Below are 22,698 nucleotides of genomic sequence, written 5' to 3'. Positions count from 1 at the left end.
TGTCAGCTCGCCCGCGCGTGGGTCCCGGCCGCACCCGCGGCCGGGACCCGCCTCCGTCGTACCCGCTCCAGATCCTCGAGTTGGGATCGCACCCATCTCGCCGCTGTGTTCGATAGCACGAGTCGCGAAAGCCCGCGCGCGCGTCTCGTCCGTTCATCGATCGGCATCTCGAGGGCAGTCTGCAGCGCCCTCGACATCTCCCCGAGGTCGAACGGGTTCACGCCGATCGCATACCGTCCGAGCCGCGCGTGGGCGCCGGCATTCCGCGATAACACCAGCACCCCCTGATGTCGGTTCAGCACCGGCCCCTCCATCGCCACGAGGTTCATGCCGTCGATCACCGGGTTCACGAACAGCACGTCGTACAGCCCGTACGCGGCGAGCGCGCCGATGTAGTCGTCTCGGAGGCGAACCTCGATCGGCTTCCAACCCTCCTCCCCGTACTCGAGGTTGATCCGGGCGGCCTCGGCCAGGCTCAGCTCCGCGTACTCCTGGTACTCGGGAACGTCCATCCGCGACGGCGACAACATCGCCAGGAAGCGGACGCGCGTTCGCCACGACGGCGCGCGCTGCAACATGAGCTCGTAGGCCTGGAACCCGCGAACGATGTTCTTCGTCAGCTCCAGACGGTCGACGCGCAGGATCATTCGGGCGTCGCCACGCCACCGAGCGAGCTCCCGGCGCCGTTCGCGCACCTCCGCCGTCGATGCCGTCTCTCGCATCGCGCGTCCGTCTACGGAGATCGGGTGGATCCGAACCGCTACGTCGCGTCCGTCCGACGTGATCCGTGCCCGCGCCAGGTCGACGCGCGTGCCCGCGACCTGGCGCGCCGAGAGCATGAAGTTCTCGGCCCACGCATGGGAGTGGAACCCCAGGACATCGGCGCCGAGCATCCCGCGAAGCAGCTGGTCGCGGATATCGGCGGGGAGCATCCGGAAGTAGGTCGGGCCGGCCCATGACGTATGTGAGAAGTGCGCGATCAGTGCGTTCGGCCGGAGCTCGCGAAGGAATCGCGGAACGAGCGCGAGGTGGTAGTCCTGCACCAGGTACGCCGGTTCGCTCGCAACCGCCTCACCCTCCTCGGCGAGCGCGGTCGCGAAGCGCCTGTTCACCTCGAGGTACTGTTGCCATGCTTCCTCGATGTCGTCGCCGAACGCAGGCGAACGAACCGTGTCCCACAGATAGTGGTGGGCGAACCACAACACGCCGTTCGAGATCTTGTTGTAGTAGCCGTCGTAGACGTCGGACGGGATGTCGAGGTATCGGACGCGGTACGTCGCGCCGAACGCTCCCATGTCGACCCGACCGCCGTCCGAACGCGCTACCATCTCGCGGTCGCCATCCGACATCGCGGCTGCGACCCAAAGCCCGCCTGCGTCCTGCAGCGCGCCGAGCAGCGCGGTGACCAGGCCACCGGAGCCGCGCTGTGCGTCGAGCTGCCCGTCGTGTCCGCGCTCGAAGGTCACCGGCCCGCGGTTCGACGCGACGATCAGCGGCGGCCAGGAGGTCATGCCGCCAGCCGTCCTAACAGCTGGAGGTGATCCTCGAGCTCCCGAGTCGTCAGGAACCGCTCGCGAACGACGCTACGAGCGGCTTCGCCCATCCGCTCGCCGAGTTTCGGCTCCTCCAGAAGCCGGATGATGGCCTCGGCACAGCCGAGCGTGTTGTCGACGAGGTACCCCGTGACTCCGTCCTCGATCTGAAGCCGGATCCCCCCGACGTTGCCGCCGACGACGGGCTTGCCCTTCCACATCGCCTCGGCGACGACGAGGCCGAACCCCTCCCGTAGCGACTTCTGCACGACGACGTCGGCGAGGCGCTGGACCGCGTTCACCGATTCGTCGCCCACCCCGTCGAGGTTGGTCAGAAGATGGATGTCGGGATCACCCGCGGCGTGCTCGTTCGTAAGCTCGAGATACCGCATCCCCTCGGGATCGTCGTGGGCGAGCGCGCCGATCATGACGAGCTGGACGCCGGGGACCTTCTTCCGGACGAGCCGGACCGCGTCGATCACGCCGAGGGGGTCTTTCCACGGATCGAACCGAGAGACCTGGACCACGAGTGGTCGGCGAGGGTCGATCCCGAGCGTCTCGGCGGTCGAGAGGATCGTCGCCGGGCTCATCTCGGCGCTCTTGAGGCTGAGCGGATCGATGGATGGCGGGATCAATGTGGCAACCGGCCGCGTGACATCTGACTGGACGAAGTCCTCGGCGGTGAAGATCACCGCGTCGTACCGGTCGACGATCGGCCGGAAGAAGTCCCACACCGGACGGAACGGCGCCGACAGGTCGATGTGGCACCGCCATAGCCACCGCCCAGATCGGCCGCCCTCCTCCTCGATCGGCCCGAGCAGCGCCGCCGGCTGGGGGTCGTGGACCAGGACGAAGTCGAAATCGCGCGGCAGGCCGGCGGCGTTCAAGCGGATCCGCTTCCAGTAGATGGCCTGCATCTCTTCGGTCAACCGTTGCTCCGCTCCTTGCAGCGCGTTGTGGACGGCCTTCGTCACCGAGAAGAACTCGTCCGAGCCCTCGATCACCACCCACGTCGTCTCGACTCCGAGGTCGTTCAGGAGCGGAACGTGCGCGTGCAGCAGCTCAGCGACGCCGCCCCCGAACCCGGTGCTGCTGACCTGGAGCAGGCGGGCCCCATGGAGGGGCTCGGCGGCCCGGCAGACGCGGTCGACGGCCTCGCGTCCCGCGGTCTCGGCGTAGTCGTCGATGCGCTTGGGCCGCACCGGCACAACGGGGAGCACGAGCGCGAGTCTAGCCGTGGGGCGCTCCGGTCACGGCGGGTGGAACGCTCGTTGACACCCCGAAAAAGCCTCCCTACGCTGGGCTTTCGGAGGCGCCGTGCTGAAGATCTCGCAGAAGCTCGAGTACGCGATGCGCGCGATGATCGAGCTGGCACTTCGCCGCGACGCCGCGCTGCTGGTGCCGGCACGCGAGATCGCGCAGGCGCAGCAGATCCCGCTTCGCTTCCTCGAGCAGCAACTCGGGGCGTTGCACAAGGCACAACTCGTGGAGAGCTTCCGCGGCGCCGGCGGGGGGTGTCGTCTCGCCCGCGATCCGTCCGAGATCACGGTCGCGCAGATCGCGGACGCGATCGAGGGACAGCTCTACCCGATGTTCTGCCTGGAGCCGACCGATCACACCTGCTACGCCGATTCGCGCTGCGGCCTCCAGGGCTTCTGGGGCGACGTGGCGGGCGCGATCCAGCAGGTGTTCGAGCGGACGACCGTGGCGGACCTCGCCGCGCGGCACCAGCAACGTGCGGGCAGCAAGGTGTTCACGCCGGAGCAGCTGCTCTCCCGCCTGAACTGAGTACCACCGGCGCCCCACGCTGGAGGCGCCGGCTCGTGGTCGGCTGGGCCTAGCTGGCGCTCTTGCCCAGGATCCGCATGACCTTGGTGCCGCACACCGGGCACGTGCCCTGAGCGGCCTTCCGGCCGTTCTTGAGCTCCACGATCGTTCCGTCGAACTCTCGCTTCGCCCGGCACTTCACGCAGTACGCCTCGTAGCGATCGGCCACGGCGGGCCTCCTTCCCCAAACAGGCTTCGAGGCCGCCCTTGGCGGCCTCTAGGCACGATGCTTCCCTCTCCTAGGCACGGATGCAAGCACCCAGCATGTCATCTCAGGCACGCAGTCGGTTGGCCCGGCCTCGGGCGGCCGCCGTACGATGCGCCTGGCTCACCCAACGAGGGGGTTCTGGTCAAGGTGTCCGACGCCGAACGGAATATCGAAGCGCTCCTGTCCGAGGAGCGGGTGTTCGAGCCGCCCGAGGATTTTCGAGCTCGGGCGATCGTCCGAGACGACTCGATCTACGAGCGCGCCGACGCCGACCACGAGGCGTATTGGGCCGAACAAGCCGAGCGTTTGAGCTGGTTCTCGCGGTGGGCCACGGTGATGGAGTGGACGCCCCCGTGGGTGAAGTGGTTCGCGGGCGGCACGCTGAACGCGTCGTACAACTGTCTGGACCGCCACGTCGAAGCGGGCGGTGGCGACAAGGTCGCGTTCCATTGGGAAGGTGAGCCGGGCGAGGAACGCACGATCACGTACGCGGACCTGCTCCAGGAAGTGTGCCGCCTCGCCAACGGCCTTCGGTCGATCGGCGTGCAGAAGGGTGACCGGGTCGCCATCTACCTGGGGATGATTCCCGAACTGCCGGTGGCCATGCTGGCGTGCGCTCGGATCGGCGCGGCCCACTCGGTCGTGTTCGGCGGGTTCTCGGCCGAGTCGTTACGCGACCGGATCAACGACGCCGAGGCCAAGGTCCTCATCACCGCGGACGGCGGCTATCGCCGCGGCCAGGTCGTGCCGCTGAAGCAGAACGCAGACGAGTCGCTGACCGAATGCCCGTCGATCGAGCATGTCGTCACGGTTCGGCGGACCGGCGGCGACCATCCGTTCACGCCGGGACGAGACGTCTGGTACCACGAGCTCGTCGCCGATCAACCGGCCGAGTGCGAGCCAGAACACATGGAGGCCGAGGACCTGCTGTACCTGCTGTACACGAGCGGGACGACCGGCAAGCCGAAAGGCATCGCCCACACGACCGGCGGCTACCTCACGCAGGTCGCCGCGACGCATCGGCTGATCTTCGACATCCACGACGACGACGTGTACTGGTGCGCAGCCGACATCGGTTGGGTGACCGGTCATTCGTACATCGTGTACGGACCGCTGGCGAACCACACCACCGGGATCATCTACGAGGGCGCGCCCGACTGGCCCGACAAGGATCGGTTGTGGCAGATCGCGGAGAAGTACCGCGCGACGATCCTGTACACCGCACCCACGGCGATCCGCGCGTTCATGCGGTGGGGGACCGAGTACCCGGCGAAGCACGACCTGTCCTCGCTGCGCCTGCTCGGATCGGTCGGCGAGCCGATCAACCCGGAGGCCTGGATCTGGTACTGGAAGTACATCGGCGGTGAGCGCTGCCCCGTGGTCGACACGTGGTGGCAAACGGAGACCGGCGCCATCCTCATCACGCCGCTTCCGGGGATCACCGCCCTGAAGCCCGGTTCGGCCACGCTCCCGTTCCCCGGGATCCTCGCGGACGTCCTCGACGAACATGGCCACTCGGTCGGCCTCGGAGGGGGCGGGTACCTGGTCCTGAAGCGGCCGTGGCCGTCGATCGCCCGGACGATCTGGGGCGATCCCGACCGGTACGTGCAGACCTACTTCGGCCAGTTCGGACACGAAACCTACGTCGCCGGCGACGGGGCCAAGCGAGACGAGGACGCCTACTACTGGCTCCTCGGCCGGATCGACGACGTGATGAACGTGGCCGGTCACCGTCTGTCGACGTACGAGATCGAGAGCGCCCTCGTCGACAACCAGAAGGTCGCCGAGGCGGCCGTCGTGTCTCGGCCGGACGATGTCGTGGGCGAAGCGATCGTCGCGTTCGTCACGTTGAAGTCCGGGTTCGAGGGCACCGAAGGCGCGGCGGCAGAGCTGCGGGACCATGTCGCCACGAAGATCGGCAAGATCGCGCGTCCGCACGGGATCATCTTCACCGACGACCTGCCGAAGACGCGCTCGGGCAAGATCATGCGCCGATTGCTGCGCGACGTGGCGCACGGCCGCCCGCTGGGCGATGTGACGACGCTCGCGAACGCCGAGGTGGTCGAGCAGATCCACACCATGGTGGAGTCGGGCGCGGCCAGCGGCGAGGAGTGATCGGAGAGGCTCCCCGAACCACCCCGATCGTCGGGCGCCTGCCCTCGACTCTGCCCACGCCCCGGCCGGCGCCTTGCCAGGTCCGGCGGTCGTCGCTAGGATTTCGCTAGCACTCGAAGGCCCTGAGTGCTAGCAGTCGGGGCCGACGAGCCGTAGGTCGGGTGAGGGGCCGCGACAGACCAGGCCGGCCCCCGAAGAAACCGGAGGAGGGCAGGAGATGGCACCGAAGCTCATCTCGTACGACGAGGAAGCGCGGCGAGCCCTCGAGCGCGGCATGGACATGCTGGCCAACGCGGTCAAGATCACGCTCGGGCCGAGGGGTCGCAACGTCGTCCTCGAGAAGAAGTGGGGAGCCCCCACGATCACCAATGATGGCGTGTCGATCGCCAAGGAGATCGAGCTCGAGGAACCGCTGGAGAAGGTCGGCGCCGAGCTCGTCAAGGAGGTCGCGAAGAAGACCGACGACGTAGCGGGCGACGGCACGACCACCGCCACGGTCCTGGCACAGTCGATCGTCAAGGAAGGGCTGCGAAACGTCGCGGCCGGCGCCAACCCGATGGCGATCAAGCGCGGCATCGAGCGCGCGGTCGAGCTCGCCGTCGAGAGCATCAAGAACCAGTCCAAGGAAGTGGAGCAGAAGGAGGAGATCGCCCATGTCGGCGCGATCTCCGCGGCCGACCCCGAGATCGGCGAGCAGATCGCCGAAGCTGTGGACAAGGTCGGGAAGGACGGCGTGATCACCGTCGAGGAGTCGAACACCTTCGGCATGGAGCTCGAGCTCGTCGAGGGCATGCGGTTCGACAAGGGATACATCTCGCCGTACTTCATCACTGACGCCGAACGCATGGAGGCCGTGCTCGAGGAGCCGTACATCCTCATCGCCAACCAGAAGATCAGCGCGGTGAAGGACCTGCTCCCGGTGCTCGAGAAGGTGATGCAGGGCGGCAAGCCGCTCCTGGTGATCGCCGAAGACGTCGAGGGCGAGGCACTTGCCACGCTGGTGGTGAACAAGATCCGTGGCACGTTCCGCTCGGGCGCGGTCAAGGCGCCGGGCTTCGGCGACCGCCGCAAGGCAATGCTCCAGGACATCGCGATCCTCACCGGCGGTCAGGTCATCTCCGAGGAGGTCGGCCTGAAGCTCGAGAACGCGACCATCGACCTGCTCGGCTCGGCCCGGAAGATCGTCGTGACCAAGGACGACACGACGGTCGTCGAGGGCGGCGGCAGGGAAGAGGACATCAAGGGCCGGATCAACCAGATCAAGGCCGAGATCGACAAGACGGACTCCGACTACGACCGCGAGAAGCTGCAGGAGCGGCTGGCGCGTCTCGCGGGCGGCGTCGCGGTGATCAAGGTCGGCGCGGCCACCGAGGTCGAGCTGAAGGAGAAGAAGCACCGCATCGAGGACGCCGTGCAGTCGACGAAGGCCGCTGTCGAGGAGGGCGTCGTCCCCGGTGGAGGCGTCTCGCTCCTCAACGCGCAGGCCGCCCTGGACAAGGTGGACCTCGAGGGCGACGAGCTCACGGGCGCCGTGATCGTCCGGCGGGCGCTGGAGGAGCCGCTCAAGCAGATCGCCCACAACGCGGGTCTGGAGGGCGGTGTGGTGATCGAGAAGGTACGCGGTCTGGACGTCGGTCACGGGCTCGACGCGGCGACGGGGGAGTACGCCGACATGTTCAAGGCCGGCATCATCGACCCCACGAAGGTCACGCGCTCGGCGCTGCAGAACGCCGCATCGATCGCGGCGTTGTTCCTGACGACCGAAGCAGTCGTGGCCGAGAAGCCCGAGAAGGAGAAGGCGCCGCCGATGCCCGGCGGTGGCGGTGACATGGACTTCTGAACCCACGCGGGCTCCTCGACGAATCCCTCAGTGAGGAGCCCCCTCTCTCCGATGTGACGGCCCCGGGATCCCCGTCCCGGGGCTGTCGCTCGTTCAATGGCCAGGGTTGGTTCCAAGACGTGCGGCGCCGGGCTTCTGTCAGGATTGCCGCGATGTCGAAGGCTCGCCTCCATCTCACGTTCCCCGAGGACCTCATCTCGGAGCCCGTCATCCATCGGATGGGGACGGAGTTCGGTCTGGTCACCAACATCCGGCGGGCGAACCTCGACGAGGAACGCGGCGGCTGGATCATCGTCGAGGTCGATGGCGACGACGACCGAATCGCCGAGGCCGTGAGCTGGCTCGCGGACATCGGCCTGCAGGTGGACCGGATCGACTGATGCTCGAGCGGACCATCGCGATCCGCTGGCGCGACATGGACGCGTACGGCCACGTGAACAACGCCGTCTACCTGACGTACCTCGAGGAAGCGCGCGACGCGTGGGTCCAACAGATGCTCGGATCGGTCACCGATACGTGGCACTTCGTGCTCGCGCGCGTGGCCATCGACTTCAAGCAGGAGCTGACGCAGGACGATGAGCGGGTCGTCGTTCGATGCTCGCTGGCGTCGGTGGGACGCGGGAGCATCCGGACGCGAGAGGAGATCGTTCGTCGCGATGGTTCGCTGTCGGCCGTGGCGGAGTCGGTGATCGTCCCCCGCGATCCCGCGACCCTTCGCTCTCGACCGCTCACCGAGGACGAACGCGGCGCGCTCGAGCGGGACGCGGCACCCTCGAGCTGAACGCGCGGCGGTGGTCGGTTTGGGTGTTCGGTTCTTCTCCGCTGCGCTAGCCTTCGCCCTCGTGCTCGGCGAGCGAGAAGGAATCGTGAGGGAGGTCCGTGGGTTGCAGATCCACGGGTCGCCCTACGTTGACGTGACCGTCGTGTATCCCGACGGGCTGGTTGAGTCCGGACGGCTGGGCGCCGAATCTATTCCAGGGGATTTGAAGGAAGGGGAGCGCGTCGTGGTAAGCAGGGCCGTGAACATGATGGTGTCGATCCGGCGGGCGTGATGTTCTGGAGCTACCTGGATCACTTGGGGCAGGAGCTCGGTCGCTCCCCCCGGTTCCCCGACGCCGAGTCGGCGGAGGCCTGGATCGGGGCGTGCTGGTCCGACCTTCAAGAGACCGGCGTCGAGGAGGTCGTCCTGTACGAGGGCACTGAGCGCCTCTACCGAATGGCGATCGGCGCCGACAGCGGCTTGTAGCTTCCGGCGAGCCGCAACCCTCAGACGTTCGCCGGGCCGTCCCCTCGAACCTTCTCCACGTTCGTGAGGGCTTCACGAAGGTCCTTCAGCCACTCGTCCTGCTTGTCGGCGACCAGCCGAACGCACCACGCGAGCGCGTGACTGCGCGAGCGGGCGACGCCTGCCTCGACGAGCGTGTCGAGCACCCGGCGCTCGGGCATCCTGAGGCGCGTCATTGCGGGCGCGCTCACCGTCGTGAACAGCTTGCGGACGTCGCCGCACTGGGCTCCCCACGAGACCCGTCGGCCGAACCGATGCTGGGCTTCGTCGGCGATGCCCATCCTGCGTTCCCGGGTGTCTTCCCGGAACCCATCGATCCGCGACAGCCGTGCCGCCGAGGTCGCCTCGGGCGTCGAGCCCTCGGGAAGCTCGGGATCCGACAGCGTCCCGACGACGAGGATCTCTTCGCGATCCGCCGTCACATCGGGCGATCCGGCGAACCACTCGGTCGGCAACCGCCCCGCGAACCAGCCCTGCACCTCTTCGCTGGATGATGATCGTCTCATGCCTGGAGGATTACATGATTACAGACATACGTCAACCGATCTCGGAGGCCGCGAGCGTTGCGCGCGCTTCGGGGGCGATGGAAGGATGGCCCGACCCGACGATCGGAGGTTCCGCGTGAGCGAGGCGACGACCCCACCGCGTGCGCCGATCGGCGCGATCCTCACGATCGTCGGCGGCGCGCTGCTCGTGATCGGCTCGTTCCTGTCGTGGGCGGAGTTCTCCGGCGCCGGGCAGAGCGAGGTCGTTTCTGGCGTGGATATGACCGACGGCTGGGTCACGGTCGTGGCGGGTCTCGTGGTCGTCGCGGTGGGAATCGCGGCAACGACGGCACCGCAACGCCCGCTGGCCGTTGCGGCAGGCATCGTGGGGGCCTTCGGTGTCGGTTTCGGCCTGTTCGACGCGCTGACGCTCACAGACAGCGCCCTGGACAGCGTGGCAGAGGAAACGGCGGTAGCGACGAGCGTGTCGTTCCAGGAGCTTCGAGCGCTCCTCGACGTGCTGGTCGACAGCGGCCAGATCGGTATCTCCATCGGCGTCGGCCTGTACGTGGTGATCGCCGGAGGCCTCATCGCCGTCGTCGGCGCCGGCGTGCAACTCGCGACGGCGCGAGTCCAGGCCGATGAGGTGCCATCGTCAATGCAGATCGCCGCGAGCGACCCCGGCCCGACAGTGTGAACGTCGAGGAGTTCAGTCTCGACACGCACGGCCGTCGAGTCGTGGACATCACCGATCGGGTCGCGACGTTCGCGTCGAGCTCGGGTGGCGACGGACTGCTCCACGTGTTCGCGCCGCACGCGACGGCGGGTCTCGCGCTCATGGAGACGGGATCGGGATCGGAGGAAGACCTCGAGCGGCTCCTCCAGCGGCTGCTGCCGCGCGACGACCGATACGCGCACCGTCACGGCTCGGTCGGACACGGCGGCGATCACCTGTTGCCCGTCCTCGTGTCCCCGTCGCTGGTCCTCTCGGTCCGGAGCGGGCGAGTGTCGCTCGGCACGTGGCAGCGGATCGTCCTCGTGGATCCGAACCACGAGAACGACACGCGCCGAGTGCGGTTGTCGTTCCTGAGCGGCTGACCCCAGCGGGCTACAGATACTGGCCCGGTTGCGCCTCCTGGCCGTTCGCGGGAGACGCGATTGCCTGGACATCACGCTCGCGCAGGAGCAGGTACTCGCGCCCATCGAGCTCGATCTCCAGACCGGCCTGCGGAAGGTAGAGGATGCGGTCGCCCGCGCGAACGGCGCGGACGTCGGGGCCGACCAGCGCTACCTCGCCCCAGACGCAACGCTTCGGCGCGGGCGCCGCCGTGGCCGGGATCAGCAGCCCGGCCCGCGTCTTGCGTTCGCCGTCCTCGGGGTTCTCGACGACGATCCGGTCGCCGGTGAGCCGGACCTCTTCCTTGGGGGTCCGCTTTCCTCGCGCCTTCGGCTTGTGTTTGGGTGCCGCGCTCACCAGGCGATTGTCGCACGCGACGAGCCACGGACCCGTTCACGGTTCTCGCAGACGGCGTCGCGCGGAGCGCGCAGACTGCGTCGCGCGGAGCGCGCAGACCGCGTCGCGCGGATCACGCCCAGACTGCCTGGTAGGTTGCACGCCCGTGAACGCCGGGGATCTCGTCGACGAGGCCGTCAAGACACTCAAGGCGTCGCCGGCCATCGATCACTGGCAACGAGATCGCGAGCTCATCGAGGCTGAAGACCTGCTCGGCCACGCGATCGGTACTGAGGACTTCGACCGCGACACGGAGGTCTCCCCGGGCGAGCGGCGCCGCTTCGAGCGGATGATCGAGCGTCGCGTGAAGGGCGAGCCGGTTCAGTTGATCAAGGGGTACGCGATCTTCCGTGGTATGGAAGTCCTCGCTCGGCCGGGCGTGTTCGTCCCACGGGACTCGACGGAGTTCCTCGCAGAGCAGGCCGTTCGTCGGGTGCGTCGCAGGAGACGACCGGTGCTCGTGGATGTCGCGACCGGCGGAGGGGGCATCGCGCTGGCCGTTGTGAACGAGGTTCGGCGCGCGCGCGTCTACGGCACCGACATCTCCCCCGAGGCGATCCGCGTCGCACGGGCAAACGCGCGCAAGCTTCGCCTCCCAGCGACGTTCGTGGTCGGTGATCTGTACGGCGGGCTGCCGAAGCACCTCCGCGGCGGCGTAGACGTCGTGACCTTGCACCCGCCGTACGTCGCCAGGTCGGAGCTCCGGGAGTTGCCCCAGGAGATCCGACGGTGGGAGCCGGCGCACACGCTCACCGACCGGAGTCCCGATGGACTGGGAATCGTGGAACGGAGCACGACCGAGGCGCCGGCCTGGCTCCGTCCGGGCGGCTGGCTGCTGATCGAGGTGAGTCCCGATCGCGCGCGCGCCGTGCGCTCCGTGATGCGGCGAACCGGGTTCCGCGACGTACGGAGCACGATGGATCGCGGGTTCAAGGTGACGCGCGTGCTCGTCGGTCGGTCGCCCTGAAACGGGGGCCGGACCGACTGGGTGGGGAAGGGGGCGCGGGGAGCCGGCCCTTCGCGGCCGGCTCCCCGCTCCAGAGGGGCGCATGCCTCTTGGCAGACCCGACGCTAGCCCCTCGGTGTGTCGCGCCGAAGACGGTGATGTGGCCAGGCCATGAATCCGATACCGCGTCCCCCTCGCGTTGCACCGGAAGGACGGAGGGGCCCAAGATGCCCGGGTGGAGGGCGTGCTCGCGGCGTTGGCGGTGATCGTTCTCGTTGGTGCCGTGGCGGGCAACCTGTACGCGCAGAAACGACGCGCGCGCCCACGACTGTCGGTCTACGACGTGATTCGGAGACGGCTGGAGGCAGAACGGGCCCGAAGGGATCCGGAACGGTGACCGAGATCCTGAGCGAGCGTGGCGTCTTCGGGGCCGTGCACGGTGCGATGGCCAGAGCTCCGGAGCAGGACCATGAAGGAGGGATCTGGTCGAGGCTGTCGGAGCGCCTCGACCCGGCCACGTACCGCCCGCAGCTCCGACCGGACGTCGAGGTCAAGACCTTCAGGCTTCGTTGGGGCAACGACTACGCGATGATCGCCAACCCGACGGAGCTGTTGCACTACGAGTTGTCGCTGAACGACGTTCCGCTCCTGCAGTTGATGGACGGAACGCGGACCGTCCGCGAGATCGTCGTCGAGCGGTTGCAGGAATCGGGCGACATGGAGCTGGACGGCGTTGCCGACCTCGTCCGTGAGCTGCGCGTGGGGAACTTCCTCACCGACCGGTACGTCGACGCTCGGAAGATCGTCGATCGGGCGGCGCACCCGGCGTCGCTGGCGCGGGCGAAGACGCGCGAGTTCGTCACTACGCTCTCCGTCGATTGGGCCGGAGCGCACCGGCTCGTCGATTGGTTGTACCGTCGCTTCGTCCGCTTCTTCTTCACGCCGGTATTGGGCGTTGCCGCCGCCGTCGTGGCCGCTCTCGGTTTGGTCGCCTTCGCGGCCGTGTATCGAAGCGGTCGCTTCGAGCTCGGCGGCGGATCGGCTGCGATCCAGACATTCATCTTGCTGGGGATGGATTACGTCCTGACCTTCATCCACGAGCTGGGCCACGCCGTCGTCCTGGTCCACCACGGACGCAAGGTGAAGAGCGCCGGTTTCATGATCTATTTCGGCTCTCCCGTCTTCTTCGTCGAGTCGTCGGAGGTGCTGATGCTCGACCGCAAGGAGCGGATCGCACAGTCCTTCGCCGGACCGTACGCGGAGCTCATCGTCTCGGGCATCGCCGTGATCTTCATCTGGGCCTTTCCTCACGCGGCGGTCTCACCGTTCCTCTTCACCTGGGCTGTCATCAACTATTTCGTCATCTTCATGAACCTCATCCCACTGCTCGAGCTCGACGGCTATTTCATCCTGGCGGATGTGATCCAGGTGCCGGACCTCCGTCCGCGGTCCTTGCGCTTCATCCGGTATGACCTGTTTCGCAAGCTGCGCCGACGCGAGCGCGTGACGAAGCAGGAGGTCGGGCTGGCGCTCTACGGCATCGTCGGCGTCGCGTTCACGATCCTGTCCGTGTTCACTGCGTTCTTCTTCTGGGAGACGATCTTCGGTGGCCTCATCTCGGCGCTGTGGGACGGCGGCGTCTTCGGTCGACTGCTTCTGATTGCTCTCGCCCTGTTCGTGGCGGGTCCGGCCATCCGCGGGGTGATCAAGCTCGTGCGGTCGTTCGCGAAGAAGATCAAGGGATGGGTCGACGCCTTGAGGTTCAAGCTCGAAACGGGGTGGCGCGTCGAGGCCGCGGAGCTGATCGATGGCTCGCCGATCTTCGAAGACCTGCCCGAGGATGTGCTGTCCGACCTCGCGGGCCGTGTCCAGCTGAAGCGATATCCGGCCGGCAAGCCCGTCTTCCGCCAGGGAGATCGACCCCACGCCCTCTACGTTGTCCGACGGGGGAAGCTCGAGGTCGTCGAGGAGGACGAGAGCACAGGAAAGGACAACGTCATCCGAGCGCTGGAGCGCGGAGACATGTTCGGTGAGCTCGGCCTGGTCGACGGTGCGCCGCGTTCGGCGACGGTCCGTCCGGTCGTGGACGCACAGCTGTTCGAGATCGACGAGAGCACGTTCGACCGTCTGCTGAGCGACAGCGTCAACCTTCCCGATTTCGCCCCGACGCTTCAGCAAGCGGCGGAGCTCCGATCACTCCCCCCGTTCGCGTCGCTCGGGTCGGCCTCGATCGCGGAGCTGCTTCGTCATGGTCGATGGATCGCCGTCTCGCCCGATGAGGTCCTGGTCGAGCAGGGTGACCACGGTGACGCGTTCTACGTGATCGGGTCGGGGCGCGCAGAGGTGCTCCAGGACGACGAAGCGATCCGGTCGATCGGCGCGGGAGAGCACTTCGGCGAGCTCGCGTTGCTCATGGGCATCCCTCGCACGGCGTCCGTCGTCGCGCGAACGCCGATGCGCGTCTTCGAGGTCGAACGCGAGGGGTTCGACCAGGTCGTTGCGGGCATCTTCCACCGGGGCGTCGTGTCCGCGGCTCCGATCGAGCGCACGGCCGAGCACTGAGGAGGGACCTGTCGATGGATTGCTGGCACTGCCGGAAGACAGCCGTGGGGAGCTGTCGGTTCTGCGGACGAGGTATCTGCGCCGACCACGTGGAGACCCTCCCGTACGTGGTCGAGCTGTTCAAGACCGGCGACGTGACCCGGGCGCTGATCGTGGAGGACGCGCTGTTCTGCGGAGCGTGCACACCTCGACCCGATCCGCTGTCCCTACCGGAGCTCGACGAGCAAGTGTGACGGTCGTCACATCCGAACCGTGACCGACGTCACGCAGGGGTGTGTGACCGCCGACACATCGACCTCGTGCTCGGCGTCGCACTATGCGCCTCGAGCGTTCCTGGTGAAGCCCCCTCTCATCGGAGGGGCTGGATCTCCCGGGGGAGGTGACGAGGTGGCGGACAAGAAGATCACTCCCAAGGTGGCGACGAAGTCGACGGCGAAGACGTCGAAGGCGGAGCCGGCGACGCGGGTGACCAAGAGGCTGAGGAAGGCCAAGCGCGCGCGGAAGCAGAAGTAGAGCGCGGTTCGCACTCGCCGTTTGGCAAGACCCGGGACGAGTTCCCGGGTCTTGCTTTTGTGATGCCTCCCGGCGGAGGTGCGGACTGGCTACGCTGACGGCGTATGGCGGTCGGCGTGTCGGGCCTCGAAGCGATGATGGCGAGTACCCCGCTGTTCGAGGGCGCCTCGGCCGAGATGATCGCGCGACTCGCCGACCGCGGTTCGGTCCGCCGGTACCGGCGGAACACGTATCTGTTCCACCAGGGCGATGAGTCCCCCGAGGTCTTCTTCCTGGTGGACGGCCGTGTGGAGATCAGCTCCCTCTCGGCGAGCGGCCACCGGCAGCTGCACACGACGCTCGATCGTCCTCAGTTCTTCGGCGAGCTCGGCGTGCTCGGTGGCATGCCTCGCACGGCCGCGGCGCTCGCGCTCGAGGAGTCGTCGGTGTGGACGGTCCAGGGTGCCACCTTCCTCGAGTTCGTGACGGAAGAGTCGGCCGCCTCGCGGGCGATCCTCCGCGCGCTGTCGCGGCAGGTGCAATCGCACGAGGCGTTCGTCGAAGACCTGCTGTTCCTCGATCTCAAGGGACGCGTGGCCAAGCGGCTGCTGCAGCTCGTCGCGCCGTCGCTCGACGACCTCCCGCCCGACGGTGCGGTTCTCCCTTCGGTGGTCACGCACGCGGACCTGGCGAGTCTGTGCGGCGGCAGCCGGGAGAACGTCACGCGGATCCTCTCGGACCTCCAGCGACGTGGCTACGTCGAGCGCGACGGTCGGCGCTTCGTGCTGCGGAAGATCTCGGGCCTCGCCCGGCTCGCGGGCGTGCAGGAAAGCTGAACCAGGCCGGCCGCCGTCAGCCGCCGATCGCGGACATGCTCCGTTCGGGCTGCACGAAGTCGGGGTGGTTGATCCGGTGCCCCGACCACTTCGCCCACACGTTCGAGCGGATCAGCTCCTCGAGGTCCTCGTCAGCGGCGCCCGCGCGCATCGGACCGCGTAGGTCGGTCTCGTCGAGCGCGAACAGGCACGCGCGGAGCTGCCCCTCGGCGGTGATTCGAAGACGGTTGCAGGAGTCGCAGAACGGCTCGGTGACGCTGGCGATCACGCCGACCCCCCCGGCAGATCCGTCGGCGAACCGGTAGCTCGTTGCGGGCTCCTGATCGGGCCCATCGGCGACGAGCGGGTACACCGCGTCTATGGCCTCGAGGATCCGCGCCGACGGGACGACCTTCGCGCGCTCCCACGCATGCTCGGCATCGAGCGGCATGTACTCGATGAACCGAACGGTATGCCCATGCTCGCGTGACCACCGAGCGAACTCGACGACCTCGTCCTCGTTTGTGCCGCCGATCACGACGCAGTTGATCTTGATCGGGACGAGGCCGGCGCTTTCGGCGGCGCGGATCCCAGCGAGGACGCGATCGAGCGCGTCTCGCCGCGTCATCTCCTCGAACCGGTGACGGAGCAACGAGTCGAGCGAGACCGTCACGCGGTCGAGGCCCGCGGCCGCCAGCGGGCCCGCCAGCCGGTCGAGGAGCACTCCGTTCGTCGTCATCGACATGTCCACGGCGGGCGCTGCCTCCCGAAGCATCGCCACGAGCGACGGAAGATCCGCGCGAACGGTCGGCTCGCCGCCGGTCACCTTGACGGATCGGACGCCGAGCCGGACGAACAGGCGCAGCAACCGTGCGAGCTCCTCGAACGACAGGATCTCGTCCTTCGGGAGCCACTTCAGGCCCTCCGCGGGCATGCAGTACGTGCAGCGGAAGTTGCAACGGTCGGTCACCGAGAGCCGGAGGTCGTCGGCGACGCGGCCGAACGAATCCAGCAGCGGCTCGTTTGTGAACGCTGCGGACGACGGGGCCGGGTGGACGCTCATGGGTTCTCGTCATCGTACCCGGGAGGCGGCCTCACTCGTCCGGCGCGGTCTCCCCCTCGGAGGGCGTGGGCAGCAGCGAGCTCGCCGTCCCGAGGACCTGGTCGAGCGCGACGGAGCGTTCCGTCCCCTCCGCCACGCTCCTGCCCACCGCCTGACCGAGCACGAACGTCGCGAGCGGCGTCACCTTCCGCTCCACGCGATGAGCGACGTCGCGCGCCGCTCCGAGCAACCGAGCGACCTCGTCCTTCGACAGCCGTTCGGCGTCAAGTGCGTCGGCGAGCTCGTCGATCCACCGTTCCATCGGTCCCTCCTCGTTCGCATCGGCATCGACAGAACCTAGTCTGCCGACGCAGCGATGTGGTGCCGTCGACGGTCCGGGCCGACCTTTCTGACAGGATGAGGCGCGTGCAGGGCTCTCGTCGCAGTGCGGCCATCGTGACGGTGTCCGACGGTGTATCGCACGGGACGCGCACCGATGAGTCCGGCGACGTCGCGCAGTCCCTGCTCGCCGAGCGCGGCCTCGACGTGGTCCGGCGCGTCGTCGTGCCGGACGAGCGCGAGCGGATCGAGGGCGCCATTCGCGAACTGAGCGATCGAGACCGGACCGCCCTCGTCGTCACGACCGGTGGAACTGGGTTCGGCCCCCGAGACGTGACGCCCGAAGCGACGCGGGCAGTCATCGATCGCGAGGCGCCCGGGCTCGCCGAGCTGATGCGGCGAACGGGACTCGAACAGACACCGCTCGCCGCGCTGTCTCGCGCCGTCGCCGGGAGCCGCGGCTCGACGCTCGTCCTGAACCTTCCGGGGAGCCCCAAGGGGGTACGGGAGAGCCTCGAGGCCGTTCTGCCCGTGGTTCCGCACGCGATCGAACTGCTCGGTGGGCGAACCGGCGAGCACCCTACGGGGCACGCGGATCACGATGCGCACGACGACGAACGTTCATGGGTCGACGTCCGGGCGGTCGAGGTCGAGGGCGCGCCACCGTGCAAGGTCGGCAACTCGATGCGGATCGTCCCCGGCGGCGAGGTCCGCGGCACGCTCGGTTGTGCCGAGTTCGACGACGCAGCGGTGCGAGACGCGGCCGAGATCTCGAAGACGGGTGAACCGCAGACGCGCCGGTACCGACACGAGAGCGGCCAGGTGCTCGTGTTCTTCGAGCCGCCTCCCCGGAGATCAAGGCTCGTCGTGATCTCCGCAACGGACGTCGCGCGTGCGCTTCTCCGTCATGCCGCTCGTCTGGGCGACGAGACGGTCCTCGTCGAACCCCGGGCGGAGCGGGTTGGAGCCGACGATCGCGCGGGCGGAGGGGTGGTCTCTTCGATCGCCGAGGCTCGCCTCGACGCTCGAACCGACGTGATCTTCACCGATCACGACGCGCCGGGGATCGCCGATGCTCTCTCCGATGCTCTGGGTACACCCGCGCGGTTCATCGGGGTGATGGGGAGCCGCCGCCACGTTGGGCCGTACGTCGCGGTCCTTCGTGAACGTGGATTCGATGAGGAGCAGCTCGCGCGGATCCGTTCACCGGTCGGCCTCGATCTCGGCGGACGGACACCCGATGAGATCGCACTGTCGATCGCGGCCGGGGTCGTCGCCGCACGTCACCGACGCGACGGCGGTTGGTTGGACGCGCGTTCGCCCGGCTCCTGATATCGCGGCAAGCCCGTCGCCGCCCGACGATAGGCTCTCGACGTGAGCTACACGCCCGGGCCCGGCTCCCGCGTGCCCGTGCCGCGAAGCCGCCTCCGCTTCCAGCGACGACGTGCCGCTCGCCGGCGCGGTTTCCTGGTCTTCGTCGGCGTCGTCGTGCTGCTCACGGCGGTGATGGTTTGGGCGTGGGGGCGTCCGGAGGGAAACGGTGGATCGGCGCTTGCTCCATCGCCGAGCGGCGCGGGCAACGGCGGGCCATCGCCGAGTGGTCCTCCCGACGGGAACGGCGACGGATCCGAGCCGACGGTGATCGTGCCCGGCGAGACGCCGATCGAGCACGTGGTGTTCATCGTCAAGGAGAACCGAACGTTCAACAACTACTTCGCGACGTATCCCGGCGCGGACGGCGCGACGCTCGGCGGCACGATCGAGTGCACCGAGGACGGGTGCAGCGATGGGCCGATCGTCCGCCTCCAGCCAGCGACCGATGTGCAGCCTCACGACCTGACACACTGCTTTCGGTGCGGCCTGACTGCGATCAACCGCGGCAAGATGAACGGGTTCAACCGGATGAACGGGGTCATCCCGATGTCGGGGGACCGAGCGGCGGAATTCGGGGGCGACCTCTCCGGGTACGTCTACCACGACCGCGACACGCTGCCGAACTACTGGGCCTACGCCGACCGATTCGTGCTGGCCGACCACTTCTTCACTTCGATGTACGGGCCGACGTTGCCGGAACACCTGTACACGGTTGCGGCGCAGGCGAACTACATCGTCGACAACAAGTCGACGACGGATCACGAGGGAAACTACTGTGACGACACCACGGAGTACGCGACACGGTTCAACCCTCCGGCAGCCCGCGCGAACGAGAAGCGGATCCTCGAGCTCGAACGAGACATCACGTCGAACGGATCGAACACGTACGACCTCGCCGAGTACTGGGGAAGCATCCGTCTGTGCTTCGACATCGCGGTGCTCCCCGACCAGCTCGAGGAGGCCGGGATCAGCTGGAAGTACTACGCGAACGAGAACGCATGGATGAACGCTCTCCAGATGATCCGCCACGTCCGACGCGGTCCCATGTGGAGGAAGGTGGAGCCGCCGGAGAACTTCGTGCGAGACGTCCGCGTCGGCGAGATGCCCGAGGTCTCCTGGATCGTCCCGTCCGAGTCGTACAACGAACATCCCGGTGGCGGGAAGTCCGTCTGCGCCGGAGAGAACTGGACCGTGCACCAGATCAACACGATCATGAAGAGCGAGTACTGGGAGTCGACGGCGATCGTCGTGGTGTGGGACGACTTCGGCGGCTTCTACGACCCCGTACCTCCCCCGCAGACGGACATCATGGGTCTCGGCCCGCGCACGCCCGCGCTCATCATCAGCCCGTACACGCGGTCCGGCGAAAGCCGCGACGGCGGGTACGTCGACACGACGACCTACGAGTTCAGCTCGGTGCTGGCGTTCATCGAGCAGCTGTTCGGCCTCGAACCGATGACGGCGCGCGATCGGCACGCGAATCCGTTGCTCGGCGCCTTCGACTTTGAGAATCCGAGGTTCAAGAAGCTGGTGCTCCCGCTGCGCGACGAATGCCCGTACGGAACGTCGTTCGCGCACTTCCGCGCGGGGTGGCCCTACCTTCGGACGATCGGCTCACCGTTCGACTGAGCTCACCCCGGTCCCTCGTAGCGGCGAGGGTCCGGGAACTTCAGGCCCTCGCAATCGGTGCGGAGTGGGAGCGGATCGGGCGGCCGGGGGTTCTGCTCGAAGTCGAACGCCGACAGGAGCGGCGTCGCCTCGCGGTCTCGGTGCGTGAGCTGCGTCAATCCCCAGTTGTCCTCCATGAACCGCAGAACGCTCGAGAACTCGCCGAGCTCGTGCGACACGAAGCCGCGCTTCGCGTAGGGCGAGATCATGAGCAGCGGAACGCGGATCCCGAACCCGAAGTCGTCGACCTGCGGCGGCGGGACGTGGTCGTAGAAACCGCCGTAGTCGTCCCACGTGATGAAGATGGCGGTGCTCTCCCAGTCCGGGCTCTCCATGACGGCGTTCACGACCCTCGTCGTCCAGTTCTCGCCGTGGCACATGCTGTACTCGGGATGCTCGGACACCTCGAACCGCGGCGTCACCCACGTCACCGGCGGAAGCAGTCCCTCCCGCGCGTGCCGAGCGAAGCGGTCGACGGGGAAGATGTGTTCGGCCCAGTACTTCTCATCCTCCCGGATGTGGCGAACGGCGTCGTACGCCGACCAGACGTAGCCGTTCTGGTACTGCGTCGCCGCGTAGTAAGCCCACGGGATCCCGGCGGCGGATAACAGGTCCCCCTCTGTAAGGAAGTCGAAGCACGGGGGCACCCGTTTCTCGACGCCCTCGCTGTCGACGATGTTCACGTAGGCCGTGTCGAGTGCATCGCATCCCCACGACTTGAACAGCCCGGTCGTGCGGTGTCGCTCGCGGAGCAGCACCTGGTTCTGCCCGGGGTTCTCGTGCGCGCCGCCGGACTGGGCGGCGATCGTGTACAGGTGGTTCGGGAACGAAGGGCCGTGGGCGCTGGCGAAGAAGTTGTCGCCGAGGACGTATTCGGTCGCCCAATCCCAGTAGTTGGGGAGATCCCCGGGCAGGTACTGCGTGTACGCATATTGGTCCGCAGCCTCGCTGATCGTGGCGAACCCGTCCATCGCGCCCTCATTCCATGCATCCAGCGCGCACCGGTAGCAATGCTTGATGTCGGTGGGCAGTAGGTCGGCCGCCCGCGTGAGCGGCCGCTGCTCGCCGCGGTCGACGCCGACGGTCACGCCGTTCGCGCCGGGGAACAGCCCGAACATGTTGTCGAACGTCCGGTTCTCCTTGATCACGTATACGACGTGCTTGATCGGCGTGAGCGTCTCGAACTCGCCGGCGTCGACGCGATCCGGCGCCGTGCCGTAGTCGGCTGGTGGAAGCGGATCCCACACGAACGGCTCGTCGTCTGGGGAGCACGCCGCGGCTACCATCGCGAACACCAGCGCGAGTGCGAGCGGGAACCAGATCCGGGGCACGGCGCGGAACCCTACCGCGCGCCTGCGGTGTGGCAGGATTGCGCGCCCGGCACGAGACGCAGCCGTGGGGAGAGAGCAAGGGGGGGCGGATGATCTACGGCGACCTGCAACGCTGGCTGGAACGACCGATCTCGCGGCGGCGACTGCTTCGTGGCGCCGGTCGTGGTGCGCTCGGCGCAAGCACGCTCGGAGCGCTCCTCGCGGCGTGCGGATCCGACGGGGCCGAGGTGCGCGGGACGAACGAGCCGCTGCCGCCCGTTGCCGGTGAGCTCTCCGTCGCACAGTGGCCGCTGTACATCGACCGGGCGCGCGGCGGACACCGCCCCACGCTCGAGGCGTTCGAGAGCGAGTACGACATCGACGTTCGCTACCGCGAGGTGATCAACGACAACCAGCAGTTCTTCGCTGCGCTGGTCCCGTTCTTCGAACAGGAGCGTGATACCGGCTGGGATCTCATCGCGCTGTCTGACTGGGTGGCCGGACTGATGCGGCAGGCGGGCTGGATCGAGCCCCTCGACCGCGATCGGATCCCGCACGTCGGCGAGAACCTCCTGCCGGCGTTCCGCGATCCGTCGTACGACCCCATGAACGCATACAGCGTGCCGTGGCAGGGTGGAGTGACCGGTATCGCGTACGACCCCAACCGCACCGGGTTCGAGATCCGTCGCTTCGCCGACCTGTGGGACGAGCGGCTGGCCGGTCACGTCGGCATGCTGACCGAACTGGTCGACACCGTGAGCCTCACGCTGCTGATGCAGGGTGTGGAGCCGAAGGACGCGACCCTCGACGACGTGGATCGTGCCACCGAACGACTGATCGAGCAGCGGGAGGCGGGCATCGTTCGCGGCTACTACGGCCAGGACTATGTCGACGAGATGGCGTCGGGGAACACGTGGGCCACGATGGCCTGGTCCGGCGACGTCTTCTATTACAAGTACATAGCCGGTCTTCCGGATCTCGAATTCGTGGTGCCGGAGGAGGGCGGCATGCTGTGGGTGACGCCGCTCGAGATCCCGGCGCGCGCGGAGCACCCAACCGACGCGCACCTGTTTCTGGACTGGTTCTACCAGCCCGAGATCGCCGTGCAGGTGACCGACTGGGTCCTGTACATGACGCCCGTCGCCGGCGTGCAGGAGCTCATGCGGGAGAAGGCGCAGCAGTCGCGCGGTGGGACGGCGCAGTACTACGAGACGCTCGCCGAGAGCCCACTGCTGTTCCCGCCCGACAACCCGCTCGAGGCAAACCTGCACGAGTACCACGCGTACGACGCCGAGACGTTCCAGGCGTGGGCGGAGAAGTTCGGCACGGTGACCGAGGCGTGAGC

The 22,698-nt window shown here is 67.7% G+C and carries 25 protein-coding genes; 17 read left to right on the top strand and 8 right to left on the bottom strand.

Annotated elements, in window-relative coordinates; all coding sequences use genetic code 11:
• Positions 1 to 2 precede the first annotated feature (2 nt).
• Complete coding sequence (locus VFA08_13165; GenBank protein ID HYZ14538.1) at positions 3 to 1,511, bottom strand: trehalose-6-phosphate synthase; 1,509 nt, start codon at positions 1,509 to 1,511, stop codon at positions 3 to 5.
• Positions 1,508 to 2,752: a glycosyltransferase gene (locus VFA08_13160; GenBank protein HYZ14537.1), complete on the bottom strand. Its 1,245-nt coding sequence runs from the start codon at positions 2,750 to 2,752 to the stop codon at positions 1,508 to 1,510. The genes VFA08_13165 and VFA08_13160 overlap by 4 nt, the downstream gene beginning before the upstream one ends.
• A 97-nt stretch (positions 2,753 to 2,849) precedes the next feature.
• On the opposite strand from VFA08_13160, the gene VFA08_13155 reads away from it, so the two are divergent.
• On the top strand, positions 2,850 to 3,320 hold the full coding sequence (locus VFA08_13155; protein HYZ14536.1) for an Rrf2 family transcriptional regulator: 471 nt from the start codon (positions 2,850 to 2,852) through the stop codon (positions 3,318 to 3,320).
• 49 nt (positions 3,321 to 3,369) lie between these two features.
• On the opposite strand, the gene VFA08_13150 is transcribed toward VFA08_13155, so the two are convergent.
• Entirely contained in the window at positions 3,370 to 3,528 is a 159-nt protein-coding gene (locus VFA08_13150; GenBank protein HYZ14535.1) for a DUF5679 domain-containing protein, read from the bottom strand.
• Between the two features lie 186 nt (positions 3,529 to 3,714).
• Between VFA08_13150 and acs the strand changes: the two genes are divergently transcribed.
• The 6 genes from acs (at position 3,715) to VFA08_13120 (ending at position 8,768) form a co-directional block, all read left to right on the top strand.
• Positions 3,715 to 5,682: an acetate--CoA ligase gene (gene acs / locus VFA08_13145; protein HYZ14534.1), complete on the top strand. Its 1,968-nt coding sequence runs from the start codon at positions 3,715 to 3,717 to the stop codon at positions 5,680 to 5,682.
• A 217-nt stretch (positions 5,683 to 5,899) separates the two neighbouring features.
• Entirely contained in the window at positions 5,900 to 7,522 is a 1,623-nt protein-coding gene (gene groL / locus VFA08_13140) for a chaperonin GroEL (protein ID HYZ14533.1), read from the top strand.
• Between the two features lie 152 nt (positions 7,523 to 7,674).
• A complete protein-coding gene (locus tag VFA08_13135) occupies positions 7,675 to 7,902 on the top strand; it encodes an NIL domain-containing protein (GenBank protein HYZ14532.1) in 228 nt (75 codons plus the stop codon).
• Positions 7,902 to 8,303 (top strand): thioesterase family protein, encoded by a 402-nt coding sequence (locus tag VFA08_13130; GenBank protein HYZ14531.1) that lies wholly within the window; start codon positions 7,902 to 7,904, stop codon positions 8,301 to 8,303. The genes VFA08_13135 and VFA08_13130 overlap by 1 nt, the downstream gene beginning before the upstream one ends.
• 61 nt (positions 8,304 to 8,364) lie before the next feature.
• Positions 8,365 to 8,574: a hypothetical protein gene (locus VFA08_13125; protein HYZ14530.1), complete on the top strand. Its 210-nt coding sequence runs from the start codon at positions 8,365 to 8,367 to the stop codon at positions 8,572 to 8,574.
• Positions 8,571 to 8,768 (top strand): hypothetical protein, encoded by a 198-nt coding sequence (locus VFA08_13120; protein ID HYZ14529.1) that lies wholly within the window; start codon positions 8,571 to 8,573, stop codon positions 8,766 to 8,768. Before VFA08_13125 ends, VFA08_13120 begins: the two co-directional genes overlap by 4 nt.
• Before the next feature lie 20 nt (positions 8,769 to 8,788).
• Here the strand turns inward: VFA08_13120 and VFA08_13115 are convergent, their stop codons facing one another.
• Positions 8,789 to 9,313 (bottom strand): hypothetical protein, encoded by a 525-nt coding sequence (locus VFA08_13115; protein HYZ14528.1) that lies wholly within the window; start codon positions 9,311 to 9,313, stop codon positions 8,789 to 8,791.
• A gap of 115 nt (positions 9,314 to 9,428) precedes the next feature.
• On the opposite strand from VFA08_13115, the gene VFA08_13110 reads away from it, so the two are divergent.
• Entirely contained in the window at positions 9,429 to 9,989 is a 561-nt protein-coding gene (locus VFA08_13110) for a hypothetical protein (protein HYZ14527.1), read from the top strand.
• The gene (locus tag VFA08_13105; GenBank protein ID HYZ14526.1) at positions 9,986 to 10,390 is read left to right on the top strand and encodes a secondary thiamine-phosphate synthase enzyme YjbQ; all 405 of its coding nucleotides are present in this window, start codon (positions 9,986 to 9,988) and stop codon (positions 10,388 to 10,390) included. The genes VFA08_13110 and VFA08_13105 overlap by 4 nt, the downstream gene beginning before the upstream one ends.
• A gap of 10 nt (positions 10,391 to 10,400) precedes the next feature.
• Here VFA08_13105 and VFA08_13100 read toward each other — a convergent pair whose 3' ends face one another.
• Positions 10,401 to 10,766 (bottom strand): co-chaperone GroES, encoded by a 366-nt coding sequence (locus VFA08_13100; GenBank protein ID HYZ14525.1) that lies wholly within the window; start codon positions 10,764 to 10,766, stop codon positions 10,401 to 10,403.
• A 145-nt stretch (positions 10,767 to 10,911) separates the two neighbouring features.
• Between VFA08_13100 and VFA08_13095 the strand changes: the two genes are divergently transcribed.
• From VFA08_13095 to VFA08_13075, 5 genes are all read left to right on the top strand, one after another.
• Positions 10,912 to 11,772, top strand: a complete 861-nt coding sequence (locus VFA08_13095) for a HemK/PrmC family methyltransferase (protein HYZ14524.1) — start codon at positions 10,912 to 10,914, stop codon at positions 11,770 to 11,772.
• Positions 11,773 to 12,144: 372 nt separating this feature from the next.
• Entirely contained in the window at positions 12,145 to 14,313 is a 2,169-nt protein-coding gene (locus tag VFA08_13090) for a cyclic nucleotide-binding domain-containing protein (protein ID HYZ14523.1), read from the top strand.
• A 44-nt stretch (positions 14,314 to 14,357) separates the two neighbouring features.
• On the top strand, positions 14,358 to 14,546 hold the full coding sequence (locus VFA08_13085; GenBank protein HYZ14522.1) for a hypothetical protein: 189 nt from the start codon (positions 14,358 to 14,360) through the stop codon (positions 14,544 to 14,546).
• Positions 14,547 to 14,700: 154 nt separating this feature from the next.
• Entirely contained in the window at positions 14,701 to 14,826 is a 126-nt protein-coding gene (locus tag VFA08_13080; protein HYZ14521.1) for a hypothetical protein, read from the top strand.
• A gap of 104 nt (positions 14,827 to 14,930) precedes the next feature.
• Positions 14,931 to 15,641: a Crp/Fnr family transcriptional regulator gene (locus VFA08_13075; protein HYZ14520.1), complete on the top strand. Its 711-nt coding sequence runs from the start codon at positions 14,931 to 14,933 to the stop codon at positions 15,639 to 15,641.
• Positions 15,642 to 15,657: 16 nt separating this feature from the next.
• On the opposite strand, the gene moaA is transcribed toward VFA08_13075, so the two are convergent.
• Together moaA and VFA08_13065 are read right to left on the bottom strand one after the other, a co-directional pair.
• Positions 15,658 to 16,683 (bottom strand): GTP 3',8-cyclase MoaA, encoded by a 1,026-nt coding sequence (moaA, locus tag VFA08_13070; protein ID HYZ14519.1) that lies wholly within the window; start codon positions 16,681 to 16,683, stop codon positions 15,658 to 15,660.
• A gap of 31 nt (positions 16,684 to 16,714) precedes the next feature.
• A complete protein-coding gene (locus VFA08_13065) occupies positions 16,715 to 16,984 on the bottom strand; it encodes a DUF6457 domain-containing protein (GenBank protein HYZ14518.1) in 270 nt (89 codons plus the stop codon).
• A 104-nt stretch (positions 16,985 to 17,088) separates the two neighbouring features.
• On the opposite strand from VFA08_13065, the gene VFA08_13060 reads away from it, so the two are divergent.
• Positions 17,089 to 18,333, top strand: a complete 1,245-nt coding sequence (locus tag VFA08_13060) for a molybdenum cofactor synthesis domain-containing protein (GenBank protein ID HYZ14517.1) — start codon at positions 17,089 to 17,091, stop codon at positions 18,331 to 18,333.
• A gap of 42 nt (positions 18,334 to 18,375) precedes the next feature.
• Positions 18,376 to 20,004, top strand: a complete 1,629-nt coding sequence (locus tag VFA08_13055) for an alkaline phosphatase family protein (GenBank protein HYZ14516.1) — start codon at positions 18,376 to 18,378, stop codon at positions 20,002 to 20,004.
• A 2-nt stretch (positions 20,005 to 20,006) separates the two neighbouring features.
• Here VFA08_13055 and VFA08_13050 read toward each other — a convergent pair whose 3' ends face one another.
• Positions 20,007 to 21,374, bottom strand: coding sequence for an alkaline phosphatase family protein (locus tag VFA08_13050; GenBank protein ID HYZ14515.1), 1,368 nt, complete (start codon positions 21,372 to 21,374; stop codon positions 20,007 to 20,009).
• A gap of 89 nt (positions 21,375 to 21,463) precedes the next feature.
• Here VFA08_13050 and VFA08_13045 point away from each other — a divergent pair, with 89 nt between their 5' ends.
• Positions 21,464 to 22,696 (top strand): spermidine/putrescine ABC transporter substrate-binding protein, encoded by a 1,233-nt coding sequence (locus VFA08_13045; protein HYZ14514.1) that lies wholly within the window; start codon positions 21,464 to 21,466, stop codon positions 22,694 to 22,696.
• The last annotated feature ends 2 nt before the right edge of the window (positions 22,697 to 22,698 follow it).

The organism is Actinomycetota bacterium (assembly GCA_035640355.1).
In the GTDB taxonomy this organism is placed as follows: domain Bacteria; phylum Actinomycetota; class UBA4738; order UBA4738; family HRBIN12; genus CALGFI01.
The sequence above is the reverse complement of the archived record's forward strand: the minus strand, read 5'-3'. Positions and strand labels throughout refer to the sequence as shown.

Excerpts from the sequence above, each read along its gene's own strand:
- VFA08_13135 (HYZ14532.1), top strand. The coding sequence starts at position 7,675 with ATGTCGAAGGCTCGCCTCCATCTCACGTTCCCCGAGGACCTCATCTCG.
- VFA08_13075 (HYZ14520.1), top strand. The coding sequence starts at position 14,931 with ATGGCGGTCGGCGTGTCGGGCCTCGAAGCGATGATGGCGAGTACCCCG.
- VFA08_13065 (HYZ14518.1), bottom strand. The coding sequence starts at position 16,984 with ATGGAACGGTGGATCGACGAGCTCGCCGACGCACTTGACGCCGAACGG.
- groL (HYZ14533.1), top strand. The coding sequence starts at position 5,900 with ATGGCACCGAAGCTCATCTCGTACGACGAGGAAGCGCGGCGAGCCCTC.
- VFA08_13045 (HYZ14514.1), top strand. The coding sequence starts at position 21,464 with ATGATCTACGGCGACCTGCAACGCTGGCTGGAACGACCGATCTCGCGG.
- VFA08_13165 (HYZ14538.1), bottom strand. The coding sequence starts at position 1,511 with ATGACCTCCTGGCCGCCGCTGATCGTCGCGTCGAACCGCGGGCCGGTG.
- VFA08_13130 (HYZ14531.1), top strand. The coding sequence starts at position 7,902 with ATGCTCGAGCGGACCATCGCGATCCGCTGGCGCGACATGGACGCGTAC.
- VFA08_13115 (HYZ14528.1), bottom strand. The coding sequence starts at position 9,313 with ATGAGACGATCATCATCCAGCGAAGAGGTGCAGGGCTGGTTCGCGGGG.
- moaA (HYZ14519.1), bottom strand. The coding sequence starts at position 16,683 with ATGAGCGTCCACCCGGCCCCGTCGTCCGCAGCGTTCACAAACGAGCCG.